Here is a 16371-nt window from a genome sequence, read left to right on the forward strand (position 1 = left end):
ACCCAATTGTCGTTTTGCTGCCTACCATTCGGGGGTGAGCCAGGCGACGGAGGAGTTCTTCGCATCGTTGCCGGCGCGCGCCCCGGCGATCCTGCGCGCCCCGGTCACCGGCACCCTCCAGATCGATCTCACCACCGACAACCGCACCGACCACTGGCTGGTACGGCTCAGCCCCGGCAGGGCCGTGGTGGACCGGGCCCGGGGCCCGGCGGACGCGGTGTGGAGCAGCAGCGCCGACCTCTTCGAACGGCTGGCCACCGGCACCGCCCAGAGCATCTCGGCGGTGCTGCGCAACGAGTCCACGTTCAGCGGGAACGTGATGCTGTTCCTGGTCTTCCGGCAGTTCTTCCCCACCCCGCCCGGCGTCCGCGACCCCCGGGAGACCGCCCGCGAGCAGACCGGGCGGGCCTGATGCAGCAGCGGGTGAGCATCCTCGACGGCAACACCTTCCTGGTCTGCGACAGCAGCGGGGACGTCGAGCCGTCGTTCGACTTTCCCACCGGGATGTTCTCCTTCGACACCCGGTTCCTCTCCACCTGGCTGCTCACCCTCGACGGGGAGCGCCTGCACGCCCTCTCGGTCGACGACGCGCACTCCTACCAGACCCGGTTCTTCCTCGTCCCCGGCGAGCCGACGCACTACCTCGACGCCAAGGTGTCGATCATCCGCAGCCGGTCGATCGGCGGCGTCTTCACCGAGGAACTCACCGTGCTCAACCACTCCGGCCGGGAGGCGCGGTTCCAGTTGCGGCTGGAGATGGGCTCGGACTTCGCCGACCTGTTCGAGATCAAGCACCAGCGGCCGAAGAAGGGTCGGACCAGCGCGGAGGCCGGTGAGAACAAGCTGCGGCTGACCTACCGCCGCGAAGCCTTCCACCGGGAGGCGCTGATCGTCAGCAGCACCGACGCCCACGTCGACGAGCGCGGGATGACCTGGTCGATCACCGTCGAGCCGCACTCCGGGTGGAGCACCTGCGTGACCGTGACGCCGATCATCCACGGGGCCCGGGGCGAGGACGTCCGGGCGATCACCGCGCTGGGCGCCGCGCGCGGCCCGGCCGTCATCCGTGACGAGCAGGAGGCGCTGGTCGGTCGGGCCCCGCAACTCGGCTGCGACTGCGAACCGCTCGCCGGGGCGTACCGGCAGAGTCTGCACGACCTGGCGGCGCTGCGGTACGAGTCGATCACGTTGGGCGTCCGGCTGCTCGCCGCCGGTCTGCCCTGGTTCATGACCCTTTTCGGGCGGGACAGCATGCTCACCTCGTTGCAGGTGCTGCCGTTCCTGCCGGAGCTGGTCCCGCCGACGATCCTGATGCTGGCCGGGCTCCAGGGTTACCGGCTCGACGACTTCCGCGACGAGGAACCCGGCAAGATCCTGCACGAGCTGCGGTACGGCGAGACCGCCGGCTTCGAGGAGCAGCCGCACTCCCCCTACTACGGTGCGGCCGACTCGACCCCGCTGTTCGTCATCCTGCTCGACGAGTACGAGCGCTGGACCGGGGACGCCACGCTGGTCAAGCAACTGGAAACCCCGGTCCGGGCCGCGCTGCACTGGATCGACACCTACGGCGACCTGCTCGGCACCGGTTACGTCTGGTACCGCAGCCGCAACCCGGAGACCGGCCTGGAGAACCAGTGCTGGAAGGACTCCTGGGATGCCATCTCCTACGCCGACGGCCGGCTGCCCGGCTTCCCCCGCGCCACCTGCGAGATCCAGGGGTACGCCTACGACGCCAAGCGGCGCGGGGCGCGGATGGCCCGGCTGTTCTGGAACGACCCGGAGTACGCCGACCGGCTGGAACGGGAGGCGAAGGCGCTCAAGGAACGCTTCAACCGGGACTTCTGGATTTCCGAGAAGAACCACTACGCCCTCGCCCTGGACCCGGACGGCCGGCACGTCGACTCGCTCACCTCCAACATCGGTCACCTGCTGTGGAGCGGCATCGTCGACGAGCCCCGGGCCGCCCTGGTCGCCGAGCACCTGCTCGGCCCGAGGCTCTTCTCGGGTTGGGGGGTCCGCACCCTGGCCACCGACGAGGGCCGCTACAACCCGATCGGCTACCACGTGGGCACGGTGTGGCCGTTCGACAACGCCTTCATCGCCTGGGGTCTGAGCCGGTACGGCTTCCGTGAGGAGGCCGGCCGGATCTGCGAGGCGATGATCAACGCTTCGCGGTACTTCGATGGGCGGCTGCCCGAGGCGTTCGCCGGTTTCGACCGCACCCTCACCGACTATCCGGTGCAGTACCCGACGGCGTGCAGTCCGCAGGCGTGGTCGGCCGGCACCCCGCTGCTGCTGTTGCGGGTGATCCTCGGCCTCGAACCGCAGGGCGAGCATCTGATCATCGATCCGTTGGTGCCGGAGGGGATGGGCCGGGTCGAGCTGCTGGACATCCCGGGCCGGTGGGGTCGGGTCGACGCCCTGGGCCGCAGCCGCACCCCGCACGACCACGATCACCGCGACTGACCCGGCAACGGACGGACCGGCGGGCGGGGCGGGCCACGGCCCGATCAGGTGGGGCAGGCGTCGGTCCGATCAGGCGGGGCGGGCGTCGGCCCGATCAGGTGGGGCAGCCGGGCAGGGGTCGACCGGATCAGGCGGGGCAGCCGGGCGGGCGTCGACCGGACCAGGCGGGCAGCCGGGCGGTCAGGCGGGGCAGCCGGTGGAGACGGAGAGCCGCAGCTGCGCGCCGGTGCCGTCGGCCAGCACGGTGGTCGGGCCGCTGCGGTAGGCGTACACCTCGGGGAGGTCGACCACCGGAGGGCCGGCGGCCAACGGACGCAGGCCGGTCAGCGCGGCCGGTGCGGCCCCGGCCGTGACGGCGACGGTACGGGCGGTGCCGCCGCCCGGGCAGGGGGCGGTGACCGGTTGCGGGGCGGTCTGCGCCGCGCGGCCCAGGGCCGCCAGCGCGGCGTCCAGCGTCGGATCGGCCGACGCAGCCGGGGTTGCGGATAGCCGGCACCGACCGGGCGGCAACCGGTGTCGGCGGTCAACCGGACCCGGCCGCCGCTGGTGACCCGCCCCTGCACGGTGACGAACCCCCGCGTCGGCGCGCAGCCGGGCCCCGCCGAGCCGGAGCGCACCCCGGCCCGCCAGTCGGCCGGCAGCCGGTCGGCGACCCGGTCCAGCAACGCCCGCTCGCCACCCTCGGCCACCAGCACGTCCAGCCCCCGGCTCAGGGTCGCACCGGCGGACATCGGGGTGATCCGGCAACCGCGCTCGACCTGTGGCCCGGTCAGCGCCCAGGCCCCGTCGCCGACCGCCGCGACGAGTCGACCGAGGGCCCGGTCCACCACCGGGCCGGCTTCGGCGAGGGTGCGCTGCTCCCGCACGGTCGGCGCGTCGTTGCGCGCCGACCACCAGGTGAGCACACCCAGCAGCACCGCCCAGGCCACCGTCACCACCAGCAGCCAGCGCAGCCGGCGGCGCGGCGCGGACGGGCCGGGCGGTGGGGCGTACCCCGGATGGACGGCACCACTCACCGGATCATCGTGTCACGGCCCCACCGCAGGCCGGCCGGGCGGTACGCCGAGCCGGTAGCCGACACCGCGCACGGTCTGCACCTGCGGGCAGCCCGGCACCGCGCGCAGCTTGCGGCGCAGCCGCTTGACCGCCGAGTGCAGGATCGCCGCGTCGCCCAGCCAGGCACCGCCCCAGACCGAGCCGAAGATCCGTTCGTAGCTCCAGACCGCCCCCGGGTCACCGGCCAGCCGGGCCAGCAGCTCCCGCTCCAACCGGGTCAGCGCCAACGGCTCCCCCCGCCAGGTGACCAGGTGACCGGCCGGGTCGACGACCAGGTCGCCGCAGCGCACCGGGGTCGGCCCGGTCGGTGGCGCGGCGGACGCCGGCGGGGTCGGGAAGAGCATGGCGCGTAGTTCGGCCAGGTCGGCACAGATCACCACCGGGCCGAGGTCGTCGAGCCGGCGGACCACCCGCTCCCGGACCGAGACGTCGGCGCTCACACAGACCACGAACGGGATGTCGACACCGGTCACACGTCCTCCCCAGGAGCGCACCTGCCGCCCGCTGCCGACGGTCCCGTCCGCCCACGACAGGTGCCGACGCGGCTGGAGTCAGCCTAACGGTCAGCGTGGCGCCTGGTTACTGACCAAATACTGACCGACCCGATCCATTGATCAGTATGGTTCTCCGGCTGAGCATGATGCACAGCGGCCGTGGGGGGCCGGCCCTCCAGCACCCACCACCGGCCGTCTCCCCCAGCCGCTCCGCGTGGCCACCACCACGGCACACGCGGCCGGGTCCGAACCGATCGGGCCCGACGACGTGGGGAGGAACAGCGTGCTCAGACGACCGACCGGACGACCGTCCCGGTGGCGATTGGTGGCCGCGCTCGCGGCCGGACTGTTGGGTCTCACCGCCCAGCCCGCACTACCCGCCGGTGCCGCACCGGCCGCGCCCCGGGCCACCGTGGACCAGCAGGTCCTCGACGGGCTCGCCGACGGCACCGAAACCTTCCTGGTCTACCTGCGCGAGCAGGCCCCGCTCGCCGACGCGGCCCGGCTGCGCAGCCCGGACGCCCGCGCCGGTGAGGTGCACCGACTGCTCACCACCACCGCCGAGCGGACCCAGCGCGACCTGCGCGCGGTGCTCGACGACCGCAAGGCCACCTACACCGCGTACTGGATCGCCAACGCGCTACGGGTGACCGGCGACCGGGCGCTGCTGGACGTCGTCGCCGCCCGTCCCGAGGTCGCCCGGATCTCCCCGACCCGCAGCTACCCGCTGATCCGCCCGGTCCGCAGCACTGACGCGCGGGCCGGCACCGACGCCGTCGAGTGGGGGTTGACCAACATCGGCGCACCCCGTGTCTGGGACGAGTTCGGCGACCGGGGTGAGGGCCTGGTCGTCGCCAACATCGACAGCGGCGTCCAGTTCGACCACCCGGCGCTGGTCAACTCCTACCGGGGCAACCTCGGTGGCGGCACCTTCGACCACAACTACGACTGGTACGACCCGGCCAACGTCTGCCCGCAGGACGCCCCCTGCGACAACAACGACCACGGCACCCACACCATGGGCACGATGGTCGGCACCGACGGGTCCGCCAACCAGGTCGGGGTCGCCCCCGGCGCGAAGTGGATCGCCGCCAAGGGCTGCGAGTCCAACAACTGCTCGGACGCCTCACTGCTGGCCGCCGGCCAGTGGGTGCTCGCCCCGACCGACCTCAACGGCCAGAACCCCCGCCCCGACCTGCGCCCCGACATCGTCAACAACTCCTGGGGCGGCGACGGCGGCGACCTGTGGTACCAGCAGACCGTGGCCGCCTGGCGGGCCGCCGGGATGTTCCCGGTCTTCTCCGCCGGCAACGACGGCCCGGCCTGTGGCAGTGCCGGCTCCCCCGGTGACAACTCCAACGCGTACGCGGTCGGCTCGTACGACGTGAACAACAACATCTCCGGCTTCTCCGGTCGGGGCAACGCCACCGACCCGGCCGGCTTGAAGCCGAACATCGCCGCGCCCGGCAGCAACGTGCGCTCCAGCGTCCCCGGCAACGGGTACGCGTCGTTCAACGGCACCTCGATGGCCGCCCCGCACGTGGCCGGCACGGTCGCCCTGGTCTGGTCGGCCGCGCCCAGCCTGCGCGGTGACATCGCCGCCACGGAGGCACTGCTCGACCGCACCGCGACCGACGTCGACGCGACCACCTGCGGGGGCACCGCCGCCGACAACAACGTCTTCGGCGAGGGCCGGCTCAACGCGTACGAGGCGGTCCGGCAGGCCCCGCGCGGGCCGGTGGGCCAGGTCAGCGGCCGGGTCACCGACGCGGCCGGCGGCGACCCGGTGGCGGGTGCCACCGTCGCCACGGGCGAGCGCAGCGTCACCACCGGCACGGACGGCCGGTACACGCTGACCGTGCCGGCCGGCGAGACCACGCTGACCGTGTCCGCGTACGGCTTCCGGACCGCGACCGGCACCGTGACCGTCCCGGAGGACGGCACGGTCACCCGGGACTTCGCCCTGACGGCGACCCCGACGGTCACCGTCTCCGGTCGGGTCACCGACGGCTCCGGGCACGGCTGGCCGCTGTACGCCAAGATCGAGGTTGCCGGCCGCCCCGGCGCACCGGTCTTCACCGACCCGGTGACCGGCCGGTACTCCTTCACCGTGGCCGGCAACACCGACTACAAGCTCACCGTCACCGCGAAATACCCGGGCTACCGGACGGTGACCAAGGACCTGACCGTCGGCGCGACGGCCACCACCGCGGACATCCCGGTCCCGGTCGAGGCGGCCTGTGTCGCCGCCGGTTACACCGGCAGCCTCAGCGCGCCGCTGTTGTCGCAGAGCTTCGACGGCACCACCGCACCGGAGGGCTGGTCGGTGCGCAACCGCACCGAGAAGGGCGGCTGGGTCTTCAACGACCCGGGTGCGCGGGGCAACCTGACCGGCGGCACCGGCGGGTTCGCGATCGTCGACAGCGACAAGCTGGGCACCGGCAACACCCAGGACACCGACCTGATCGCCCCGCCGGTCGACCTGTCCGCCTCGGCCGCTCCGCTGCTGCGGTTCCGCAGTGACTGGCGGGCGGTCGGGATCAGTGACACCGCCGACGTGGACGTCTCCACCGACGCCGGGGCGAGCTGGACGAACGTGTGGCACCAGACCGCCAGCCGGCGGGGCCCCCGCGTCGAGGAGGTGCCGCTGACCCCGGCGGCCGGCGCGACCGGGGCGCTGGTGCGCTTCCGGTTCAAGGGCACCTTCGCCTGGTGGTGGCAGGTGGACGACGTCCAGCTGGTCAACCGGGACTGCACCCCCGTGCCGGGTGGCCTGGTGGTCGGCAACACCACCGACCGCAACACCGGCGCGGCCGTCAACGGGGTGACGGTGACCAGCGTCGACCGGCCCACCGACACGGCCGTCTCGGCGGCCACCCCGGACGACCCGAACCTGCCGGACGGCTTCTACCACCTCTTCTCGGGGCTGACCGGCGCCCACCCGTTCACCGCGTCCCGGCCGCCGTACACCCCGGTCACCCAGCAGGTGACGGTGGTGGCCGACAGCACCCGCCGGGCCGACCTGGCCCTGGCCGCGGGGCGGCTCACCGTCAGCACCACCACGATCGAGGCCCACCAGCCGTACGGCAGCACCCGCAACGCCAAGGTGACGGTCCGCAACACGGGCTCCGCCCCGGCGACCGTGGAGCTGCTGGAACGCGGTGGCGGGTTCGAGGTGCTGTCCACCGGCGGCGCACCGCTGCGGGAGCAGGTGGTCAAGGGGATCAGCACCGGCCGTACCGGTGCCCGGTACGGCGGCGGGAACGCCGACGCCGCGCCGCAGGCCGACGACGCCTGGACGCGGATCACCAACCTGCCCGCCGCGATCTACGACAACGCGGCGGCCAACCTGGACGGCAAGGTCTACTCGGTCGGCGGCGGTGGCGACACCGGCAACGAGCGCAAGGCCTGGGTGTTCGATCCGGCTACCGGCGTCTGGACGGCGCTGCCCGACCTGCCGCACGCCCGTTCCAAGCCGTCCGCCGTGGGCATCAGCGGCAAGCTGTACGTGCTCGGCGGCTGGGGCGACGGCACCGGTGCCGAGCCGACGGTGGACGTCTTCGACCCGGCCAGCGGTTCGTGGAGCACCCTGGCCGGGGCGGTCAACCCGGCCCCTGCCGCCGCAGCCGGCACCGCCGTGGCGGGTGGCAAGGTGTACCTGGTCGGTGGCTGCGTCGACACCACCTGCACGGAGAGCAACAAGCTGGTGGTGTTCGACCCGCGTACCGGGACGTTCCGGGCCGGAGCGGCCTACCCGCACCCGGTCTCCTGGCTGTCCTGTGGCGGGATCGGTGCCCAGGTGTACTGCGCCGGTGGCGTCGCCGACGACGAGTACACCGACGCCTGGCGGTACGAGCCGGCGTCGGACACCTGGAGCCCGCTGCCGAACCTCCCGGTCGACCTGTGGGGCTCCCAGTACGCGTCGGCCGGCGGCATGCTGGTGCTGGCCGGCGGGGTGACGGGCGGCTCGACGTCGGTCACCAACCGGACGGTCGGCTTCGACCCGGTCGCCGGGGCGTGGCGGAACCTGCCGAACGCCCAGTTCAACAGGTACCGGGGCGCTGCCGCCTGCGGGGCGTACAAGATCGGTGGTTCGCCCAGCTCGTTCGTCGGCTCGGCGGACAGTGAGCGGCTCGGTGGGCTGGAAGGCTGCGCCGACGCCAGTGACCTGCCGTGGCTGTCCACCGCACCGACCAGCTTCACGCTGGCTCCGGGGGCGTCCCAGACGGTCACCGTCACGCTGACCGCCACGGCGGCGGCCGGGGTGCTCCAGCCCGGGGCATACTCGGGTGAACTGGGGATCACCTCGGACACGCCGTACCCGGTGTCGTCGGTCGGTGTCGAGATGAACGTCTCGCCGCCGAACAACTGGGGCAAGATCCAGGGCACGGTGACCGGGGTGACCTGCGGCGGCCAGACCGTCGGCGTCCCGGCCACGATCCGGCTGAACCTGGTCGGCTCGACCACCGGCACCACGCTCACCGCCGACGCCCAGGGCCGCTACGCCTGGTGGCTGCCGAAGGGCAAGTACGAGGTGATCGTGGCGAAGGACAGCTGGGTGCCCCAGGTCCAGCGGGCCGTCGTGGAAGCAGGCATCGTCGGCACGCTCGACTTCCGCCTGGCTCCGACGTCGACCTGTGCGGGCGCACGGGCGTCCGGCCTCTGACCGGACAGCCGCACTGACGGTGGCCGTCGACCCCTCCCGGGTCGGCGGCCACCGCCATCCCCGCCCCCGCCTCGGCCGCCCCCGCCTCGACCGGGCCGGGATCGACCGGGCCGGGATCGACCGGGCCGGGCCGGGCCGGGTTGGGCCGGGCCGGGCCGGGCCGGGTTGGGCCGGGCCGGGCCGGGCCGGGTTGGGCCGGGCCGGGCCGGGCCGGGCCGGGCTCGGTCGGGATCGCTATTTCCTCACGGGGACCCACCCCTCTCGGCCAGGTCGGGGCGCCCACCACACGAATCAACCCTTCGACCGCCACCGAAATCGCCGGGGCCGCCCTCTCGGTCAGCCCGGGGTAGCCACACTATGCTCTGAACCGGTTATGCCTGTGGGTCATAAATATGACGGACAGGCATAACCGCCTCTGGGGACACATAGTCCCCCCGCCGGGTCAGCAGAGTGGCAGGGCAGCAGAGCAGCACCAGCCTTGCCCTGAAGCGCCGGCACACGACGGCCACCGAGGACAGGCCACTCAGCGGCAAGCGCGCAGCGACAGCGACAGCGACAGCGACAGCGACAGCGACAGCGACAGCGACAGCGGAACGTAAGCAGACCGGCGCAGCTCCGAAAGCACCGTCAGATTCAGTTCAGGGCTTGCGCAGCCAGGTTTCCGGGTCGGTCACATAGACACCCTTGCCCTGATGGCGGTCGATCACTTCAAGCGCCTCAAGGCGCACGAAAACCATCCTGATCGTCGATGCACTCACCTTGTGCAGTTCACACAGCTCAGCGATCGACGGCAGCTTGTCCCCCGGCTTGAGGCGACCGCTCCGCGTGTCCGACATGATCTCGTTGGCGATCTTGAAGTAATCAGGCAAAGCAGGCATAGCACTCCTCGCGTGGCACCTCCGATTCGATCACAAAACAAGTGCACTGAACAAGCGGAAGACACAAGACAACTGGAGGTTGCCTTAGAAGACTTCCGTGACTAAGTTGGTCGGCGAGCGCTCCTCGCGTGGCAACGAGCAGGGCTCTCCCCGGCCGGGGTGGGTGCAGTGGAAGGGAAACCGCCCGCCCCGGTCACCTTCCACGGCAGCACGATCCCCCGCTGCCCCCTGCGGAGAGGTGGTCCCATCGTGTTCAGGTTCCTCCGGCTGTTCCGCCGGAGCCGGTCGACGGCAACCGACCGGCCCGTGACAAACGACCGGCCCAAGACGGCCGAGCAGCCCAAGACGGCCGAGCAGCCCAAGACGGCCGAGCAGCCCGAGGCGGCCGAGCGGCCGTCCGCCCGACACCGGGTCACCAACCGGCCCCCGGCCAACCAAGCCCCGGCCAGCCGGACCGGCAACCGTCCCGTCAGGCGGTCCGGGCCGCCGGGGCGGCAGAACACCGGGCACCACCACGGGCCGGCGGCACACCACCACCAACCCGTGGCACACCACCACCAACCGGTGGGGTACCGGCCGCTCTGCACGAGCCAGGTGCGGCAGCAACGGTTCCGGCGGTCCCGGTACGGGCTGGACCCGGGCGAGGTGGACGGGTTCCTGCACCGGGTCGCCGACGAGCTGACCGTGCTGCACGCCGAGCTGGCCCGCACCCGGGAGGAGAACGCGCGGATCAAGGGTGCGCTGCGCGACTGGCAGTCCCGGTTCGCGCCCCGGGTGGTGCGGGCGTGACCACCGCGACCGAGCGGGAGCGGTACGTCGTACACCTGACTGTCGCCGCCGACGACCTGCCGGCGGCGCGGCTGCTGGCCCGTGCGATCGGCCGGTCGCTGGCGTTCCTGCCGGAGCTGGTGCTCGGTGAGACGACCGTCTCCGAGGAGGGTGGATCGCAACCGCAGCATCAGGTCTTCTGCGACAGGCGGCTCGGTGGGCGTCGCCGCTGCGTCCGGCGGATCGATCACCAGGGCGGCTGCACCTCGTGACACCGGGCTGCCGGGCGACGGCCCGGTGGGTTGCCGGGCGACGGGCACCTCGCGCCTGCCGGGCGCGGCCACCCGGGTTGCCGGGCGGGCCGCCGGAGGGCGCAACGGCCCGGGGCCGGTCACCCCGGGTGGGGTGACCGGCCCCGGGCCGATCGATGCGTGGGTCAGGCCACCGTGACGGAGACCTCGTTGATGCCCCGGTTGGCGGTCACGGCGGTGTCGCCGTTGCCGTGCCGGGACAGCGCCCGCAGGGTCCAGTTGCCCGGCGCGGCGAAGAACCGGAACTGCCCGGTCGGCGAGGTGACGACCTCGGCGGTGAACTCACCTGTCGAGTCCAGCAACCGGACGTACGCGCCGGGCACGACGTCGCCCGACTCGGCCAGCACCTGGCCGGTGATGACGGTTTCCTTCTCCAGGTCCAGGCTGGCCGGCAGAGGCGCGGACTGGTCCGGCGCGGCGCAACCGGCGGCGGTGGGAGCGGTCATGGCTCAGGCCTCCCCGGGCTCGTCGCCGAGCGCCACCGGCACACCGACCAGCGAGCCGTACTCGGTCCAGGAACCGTCGTAGTTCTTCACGTTGGGGTGGCCGAGCAGCTCCTGCAGGACGAACCAGCTGTGCGAGGAGCGCTCGCCGATCCGGCAGTAGGCGATGGTCTCCTTGCCGTCGTCCAGCCCGGCGTCGGCGTAGATCTTGCGCAGCTCGTCGTCGGACTTGAAGGTGCCGTCCTCGTTGGCCGCCTTGGACCACGGCACGCTGATCGCGGTCGGGATGTGCCCGGCCCGCTGCGCCTGCTCCTGCGGCAGGTGGGCGGGGGCCAGCAGCCGGCCGGCGAACTCGTCGGGGCTGCGCACGTCGACCAGGTTCTTGGTGCCGATCGCGGCGACGACCTCGTCGCGGAACGCGCGGATCGAGGTGTCCGGCTCCTGCGCGACGTACTGGGTAGCGGGGCGGGTCACCGCGTCCTTGACCAGCGGACGGGCGTCCAGCTCCCACTTCTTGCGACCGCCGTCGAGCAGCTTGACGTCGCGGTGGCCGTAGAGCTTGAAGTACCAGTACGCGTACGCGGCGAACCAGTTGTTGTTGCCGCCGTAGAGGACCACGACGTCGTCGTTGCCGATGCCCCGCTCGGAGAGCAGCGCCTCGAACTGGGCCTTGTTGACGAAGTCCCGGCGGACCTGGTCCTGGAGGTCGGTCTTCCAGTCGAGCTTGATGGCACCGGCGATGTGGCCGGTGTCATAGGCGGAGGTGTCCTCGTCGACCTCGACGAAGACGACGCCCGGGGCGTCGAGGTTCTTCTCGGCCCATTCGGCCGAGACGAGTGCGGTGTCGCGACTCATCAGATCACTCCCTGGTGAGGATGGGTGGTGAGCCAGCGCGGGTGGTGGAGATCGGTGATGTCGCACCATGCGCGGGACCCATAGAGGAACGGATCACGGGTTCGTGCGACGGCGCCGCTGCCGGGCGTTTCGGAGGGTGGGCACCGCAGGATCAGTGGGACCCCGGGTGCAGTGGCCGCTGGGCGGCCGGAGACAGCCCCGCCGTCAGATGACGGAGCGACACAGGCAGGTGGCCACGCGGCACAGGTCGACCGCGCGCCGTTTGGTGAGGTGCGTCCCCATGGTTTCGGAGCCTACCAGCCGTCCCGGAGAGTGCCAGGGGCCGACCACCATACGGGACGCGACCCGGCCGGCAAGGGACCCCGGGGCCGGGCCGCGTTCAGAACTGAGCGGTGGGTCAGCTTGCCGAGTTGATCGGGACGTCCTTCGCGTCGGCGGTCACCGTCAGCCCCTCCGGGCGCGGCTCGACCTTGCGCACGTTGAGCTGGAACGGCAGCGCCGGCAGGGGCACATCGACCGAGATACCCCGGGCGTAGTTGTTCAGCAGGGTCCGGGCCAGCGCCACGTTCGGCAGCCCCTGGGCATTCAGGTCGCTGAACTTCAACGCCACCTTGCCGCCGTCCGCCACGGTCACCTCGGCGGTACCGGTGACGGTGAGCTTCTGGCCGAGGATGTCGACCGGCGCGGTGACGGCCAGCTTGCCGTTCTGCTCACCGAGCTTGAGCCCCGGCCGGTCCAGCAGCTTGGCCAGGCTGTCGTAGGTGACCGTGCCGGTGCCGGCCACCGTCTCGGCCACCACCTCACCCTGCCCCGAGCGGATGGTGTCCAGCGAGGCACGCACGTTGCGGGCGTCCACGTCGAGCCGGGGCAGGCTGACCGCGTTGCCCTCCACGGAGCCCTTGACGTCGGTCAGCACGATCGAGATCCGCTCGTACCGGCCGTCGACCACCTGGGTGAGGAACGGGAACCCGCCCACGTCCACCTGGGGCGGCGCGGAGCTGGCGTTCTGCTTGGCGACCTCCTGGGTGACCTGGTCGGCGATGGCCCGTTCGGCCAGGCCGGCCGCCACCCGGTCGGCCACCACCAGCAGCCCGCCCAGGATCAGGACCAGGACGACCAGTACGACGAGCCACCTGCGCCCGCGCCGCCGGGGCCGCTCCTCGTACGTCTGCGCCACGCCCGTCTCCGTCCGTCGTCGCCGTCGCCGTCGCGCGACGTGCCGTCGTGGCCGTCGCGGTCCCGCGACGTGCCGTCATCGATGCCGCCGCCCGCGGCGCACCGCTACTACCCGAGCGCCGTCGCGCCCAACCGCGCCGCGCGCCCACCGCCGTCGACCGGCGTCAGAGAAAGAGCACACACATGGCGTACGCCGCAGGAGCGGCCAACGCGAAGCCACCCAGCGGGCCCTGCATGTGCCGGGCGATCCACATGGTGGGTGGTTCGCCCGCCATCAGCCGGCCCGCCTCGGCGTAGCCGACGGCGAGGTCGGCCAGCACGGCGGTGGCTGCGGTGACCAGCCCGATCAGCGCGGCGCTGGTCGGGGTGAAGCCCACCAGGTAACTGCCGAGCAGGGCGCTGGTGAGGGTGCCGGCCATCGCGCCGACCACCACCCCGGCGGCACCCCGGGGCACCTGCGGCGCCAGCCGGGGCCAGGCCAGCACGGCGTCGGTGAGCCGCCCCACGGTGAGCGCGACGCCGGTGGCGACCAGGCAGACGGTGATCGCCTGGGTGCCGGCGGGAATCCGGCTGAGCGTGATCAGGGTGGCGAACGCCACCACGCCGACCACGATCAGCAGCGTGGTGCCGAGCGAGTCGGTCACCCGGACCCGGTCCACCCGGCGGACGAGTTGACCGAGCACGCCGAGCAGGAACCCGCCCAGCGCCACGAACCCGAGCGGGGCCAGCCCGGCGACGTCGGTCTGCACCGCGGCGACGTCGGCCGCCGCGGCGACCACGCCGCTGGTCAGCGCGACCAGCAGCAGCGCGGGTGGGCGCATGGCCATGGTCCAGGCCAGCACGAAGAGCAGTTGAACGCCGAACACGATGACCGCGAACGGCAGCCGGTGTCCGGGCCCGGCGGTCTGCGCACCGAGCACCAGGCCGACGCCGAGCAGCGCCGCGAAGCCGGCGACGGTCAGCGAGAGCGGCCGGTGCACCTCGACCGGCTCGATCGGCTCCTCGTCCGGCTCGACGTCGTCGTCCTCGCTCCGGCGCGGGGCACCGCCCTTACGGAACCGGCGCGGGCCACGCTCGCGGCGGCTCCCGGTGTCGTCGTCCGGGGCGGGGCGCGGCCCGGGTGCGGGTCCGCCGGCCGGGCCGGCGGGCCCGTCGGGGGCGCCGTCGGCCCACGGGTCACGGCCGGTGTCGGGCGAGGTGGAGGGAAACACGCCCCGATCGTGCCAGACCGACGGGGTCCGGCGGGGATCACGGGGCGTCCGGCGGGGGATCACGGTTTCGGCGACGTTAAAACCTGGGCGGTGATCACGGGCAGATCCGACAAACAGGAAAGGACGCCGGGGCGACGACGGGGCGATCGGTTACGCTCAAGCCGTTACCCGCCCGTCAGCGACGCCGGGACCCACGCAAGTTCTCAGCGCCCCGCCCACCGGCGGGTCAGCTGGTCGCGTGCGGCCATTGAGCCGCCGGGACGGAGGTGATCGTGTGGAGCTCCTGCTGCTGGTGACCGCGCGTGCAGGTGAGCCCTCGGCGGTGCTGCCGGCACTCGACCTGTTGCCGCATTCGGTGCGTACCGCGCCGCGCGACGTGCGCACCCTGGTTTCCGGGCCCAGCCCGGACGCGGTGCTGGTCGACGCCCGGTCGGAGTTGAGCGAGGCCCGTGCCACCTGTCGTATGTTGCACGCCACCGGCCTGGGTGTGCCGCTGGTCGCGGTGGTCACCGAGGCCGGCCTGATCGCCCTCAACGCCGACTGGGGCGTCGACGACGTGATCCTGGCCGGTGCGGGCCCGGCCGAGGTGGAGGCCCGGCTGCGGCTCGCGGTGGGCCGGCTGAGCAACGCCACCTCCGGGGCCGGCGGTTCGATCCGGGCCGGCGAGCTGAACATCGACCCGGACACCTACGCCGCCAAGCTCAAGGGCCGGCCGCTCGACCTCACCTACAAGGAGTTCGAGCTGCTGAAGTTCCTGGCGCAGCACCCGGGCCGGGTGTTCACCCGGGACCAGCTGCTCCGCGAGGTCTGGGGCTACGACTACTTCGGCGGCACCCGCACGGTGGACGTGCACGTCCGACGACTGCGGGCCAAGCTCGGCTCGGAGTACGAGTCGATGATCGGCACCGTGCGCCAGGTGGGTTACAAGTTCGTCGTCCCGCCGTCGTCCCGGTCCCTGCCGGAGTCCGAGCCCGCGCCGCTGCCGGTCTGATCCCGGTCCGCAGCACCACCGGCCGAGCGCACTGTTTCCGATACGCCCCTTTTGCACCTGTTGTCGGCTCTATTCTTATTGCCGTAATCAGCAGGAGTGAAAGGGGCGACGGTGCGTGCACTGACCACGGGGGCGACGAGAGGGCCGTCCCGTCATCCTGACCGGTGGGGGCACTGATGCGCCCCCGGTCCACCGGCGGGACCGTCGGCGTCGTCACCCTGGTGCTGGCCGCCCTGCTCGGGTCCACCTACGCCCTCGGGCGCAGCATGACCCCGGGCCCACCCCGGCAGCCGACCGGCGCGTCGACGCAGATCGCCGGCGCCCAGTACGGCGAGCAACCCGCCGACCCGGACGCTGCACCGACCGGCCCGGACGGCACCGGCCCCACCGGCGCCCCCACCGCCGACGGGACCGATCCGGACTCGGCCCAGCCGGCCAGCGGCGGCGACGGCCCGTTCGGCAGCCACGCCAGCACCGGCACCGGCGAGGTCGCGCTGACCTTCGACGACGGGCCGGACCCGACGTACACACCGCAGGTGCTGGACGTGCTCCGCGCGTACGGGGTCAAGGCGACGTTCTGCGTGGTCGGCGAGAACGCCCAGGACCATCCGGAGCTGCTCCAGGCGATCGTCGCCGACGGGCACACCCTGTGCAACCACTCGTGGCACCACGACGTGCTGCTCGGCAAGCGCTCCCCCGCCCTGATCCGGGCCGACCTGATCCGGACCAACGAGGCCATCCACGCCGCCGTGCCGGACGCCCGGATCAGCTACTTCCGGCAGCCCGGCGGGGCCTGGACGTACCCGGTGGTGTCGGTCGCCGAGGGGCTGGGGATGACCCCGCTGCACTGGACCGTCGACCCCAACGACTGGCAGGTCCCCGGTGCCGCGAAGATCACCACGGTGGTCACCCGGGACACCGGGCCGGGCGCGGTCGTGCTCATGCACGACGCCGGTGGTGACCGGCAGGGCACCGTGGACGCGCTGCGCCGGATCCTGCCCGACCTGCTCGCCCGGTTCCGCCTGGAGGCGCTGCCGCCCGGCGGGGCCAACTGAA

At 72.7% G+C, this 16371-nt stretch carries 13 protein-coding genes and 2 pseudogenes; 7 read left to right on the forward strand and 8 right to left on the reverse strand.

What is annotated here, in order from left to right:
- Positions 1-34 precede the first annotated feature (34 nt).
- Both ACQP2H_RS28240 and ACQP2H_RS28245 read left to right on the forward strand, forming a co-directional pair.
- Complete coding sequence (locus tag ACQP2H_RS28240) at positions 35-412, forward strand: SCP2 sterol-binding domain-containing protein (RefSeq protein WP_219464904.1); 378 nt, start codon at positions 35-37, stop codon at positions 410-412.
- A complete protein-coding gene (locus ACQP2H_RS28245; protein WP_219464905.1) occupies positions 412-2466 on the forward strand; it encodes an amylo-alpha-1,6-glucosidase in 2055 nt (684 codons plus the stop codon). Before ACQP2H_RS28240 ends, ACQP2H_RS28245 begins: the two co-directional genes overlap by 1 nt.
- A gap of 180 nt (positions 2467-2646) precedes the next feature.
- Here the strand turns inward: ACQP2H_RS28245 and ACQP2H_RS28250 are convergent.
- Together ACQP2H_RS28250 and ACQP2H_RS28255 are read right to left on the reverse strand one after the other, a co-directional pair.
- Positions 2647-3482, reverse strand: a pseudogene (locus tag ACQP2H_RS28250) (hypothetical protein).
- 12 nt (positions 3483-3494) lie between these two features.
- Complete coding sequence (locus ACQP2H_RS28255) at positions 3495-3995, reverse strand: winged helix-turn-helix domain-containing protein (protein WP_308290922.1); 501 nt, start codon at positions 3993-3995, stop codon at positions 3495-3497.
- 304 nt (positions 3996-4299) lie between these two features.
- Between ACQP2H_RS28255 and ACQP2H_RS28260 the strand changes: the two genes are divergently transcribed.
- Positions 4300-8682: a S8 family serine peptidase gene (locus tag ACQP2H_RS28260; RefSeq protein WP_363819663.1), complete on the forward strand. Its 4383-nt coding sequence runs from the start codon at positions 4300-4302 to the stop codon at positions 8680-8682.
- Positions 8683-9320: 638 nt separating this feature from the next.
- On the opposite strand, the gene ACQP2H_RS28265 is transcribed toward ACQP2H_RS28260, so the two are convergent.
- A complete protein-coding gene (locus ACQP2H_RS28265; protein WP_433229486.1) occupies positions 9321-9560 on the reverse strand; it encodes a winged helix-turn-helix domain-containing protein in 240 nt (79 codons plus the stop codon).
- 306 nt (positions 9561-9866) lie between these two features.
- Between ACQP2H_RS28265 and ACQP2H_RS28270 the strand changes: the two genes are divergently transcribed.
- Both ACQP2H_RS28270 and ACQP2H_RS28275 read left to right on the forward strand, forming a co-directional pair.
- On the forward strand, positions 9867-10349 hold the full coding sequence (locus tag ACQP2H_RS28270; RefSeq protein ID WP_433229488.1) for a DivIVA domain-containing protein: 483 nt from the start codon (positions 9867-9869) through the stop codon (positions 10347-10349).
- Positions 10346-10594: pseudogene (locus ACQP2H_RS28275) on the forward strand (hypothetical protein); the annotation flags it as partial. The gene ACQP2H_RS28270 and the pseudogene ACQP2H_RS28275, both read left to right, overlap by 4 nt.
- Before the next feature lie 170 nt (positions 10595-10764).
- Here the strand turns inward: ACQP2H_RS28275 and ACQP2H_RS28280 are convergent.
- The 5 genes from ACQP2H_RS28280 to ACQP2H_RS28300 form a co-directional block, all read right to left on the reverse strand.
- Positions 10765-11085, reverse strand: a complete 321-nt coding sequence (locus ACQP2H_RS28280) for a DUF1416 domain-containing protein (RefSeq protein WP_208567878.1) — start codon at positions 11083-11085, stop codon at positions 10765-10767.
- A gap of 3 nt (positions 11086-11088) precedes the next feature.
- Positions 11089-11937 carry a sulfurtransferase gene (locus ACQP2H_RS28285; protein ID WP_208567877.1) on the reverse strand — a complete coding sequence of 283 codons (849 nt, stop codon included), beginning with the start codon at positions 11935-11937 and terminating at the stop codon, positions 11089-11091.
- Between the two features lie 204 nt (positions 11938-12141).
- Entirely contained in the window at positions 12142-12270 is a 129-nt protein-coding gene (locus ACQP2H_RS28290) for an Ms5788A family Cys-rich leader peptide (RefSeq protein ID WP_357538098.1), read from the reverse strand.
- Positions 12271-12334: 64 nt separating this feature from the next.
- Positions 12335-13114: an LmeA family phospholipid-binding protein gene (locus tag ACQP2H_RS28295; protein WP_219464911.1), complete on the reverse strand. Its 780-nt coding sequence runs from the start codon at positions 13112-13114 to the stop codon at positions 12335-12337.
- A gap of 163 nt (positions 13115-13277) precedes the next feature.
- On the reverse strand, positions 13278-14324 hold the full coding sequence (locus ACQP2H_RS28300) for a hypothetical protein (protein ID WP_433229491.1): 1047 nt from the start codon (positions 14322-14324) through the stop codon (positions 13278-13280).
- Positions 14325-14598: 274 nt separating this feature from the next.
- On the opposite strand from ACQP2H_RS28300, the gene ACQP2H_RS28305 reads away from it, so the two are divergent.
- Both ACQP2H_RS28305 and ACQP2H_RS28310 read left to right on the forward strand, forming a co-directional pair.
- Positions 14599-15315 (forward strand): winged helix-turn-helix transcriptional regulator, encoded by a 717-nt coding sequence (locus ACQP2H_RS28305; protein ID WP_088643167.1) that lies wholly within the window; start codon positions 14599-14601, stop codon positions 15313-15315.
- 164 nt (positions 15316-15479) lie between these two features.
- Positions 15480-16370 (forward strand): polysaccharide deacetylase family protein, encoded by an 891-nt coding sequence (locus tag ACQP2H_RS28310; RefSeq protein WP_433229493.1) that lies wholly within the window; start codon positions 15480-15482, stop codon positions 16368-16370.
- The last annotated feature ends 1 nt before the right edge of the window (position 16371 follow it).

This window comes from Micromonospora sp. CA-248260 (genome assembly GCF_050942205.1).
Classification (GTDB): domain Bacteria; phylum Actinomycetota; class Actinomycetes; order Mycobacteriales; family Micromonosporaceae; genus Micromonospora; species Micromonospora antibiotica.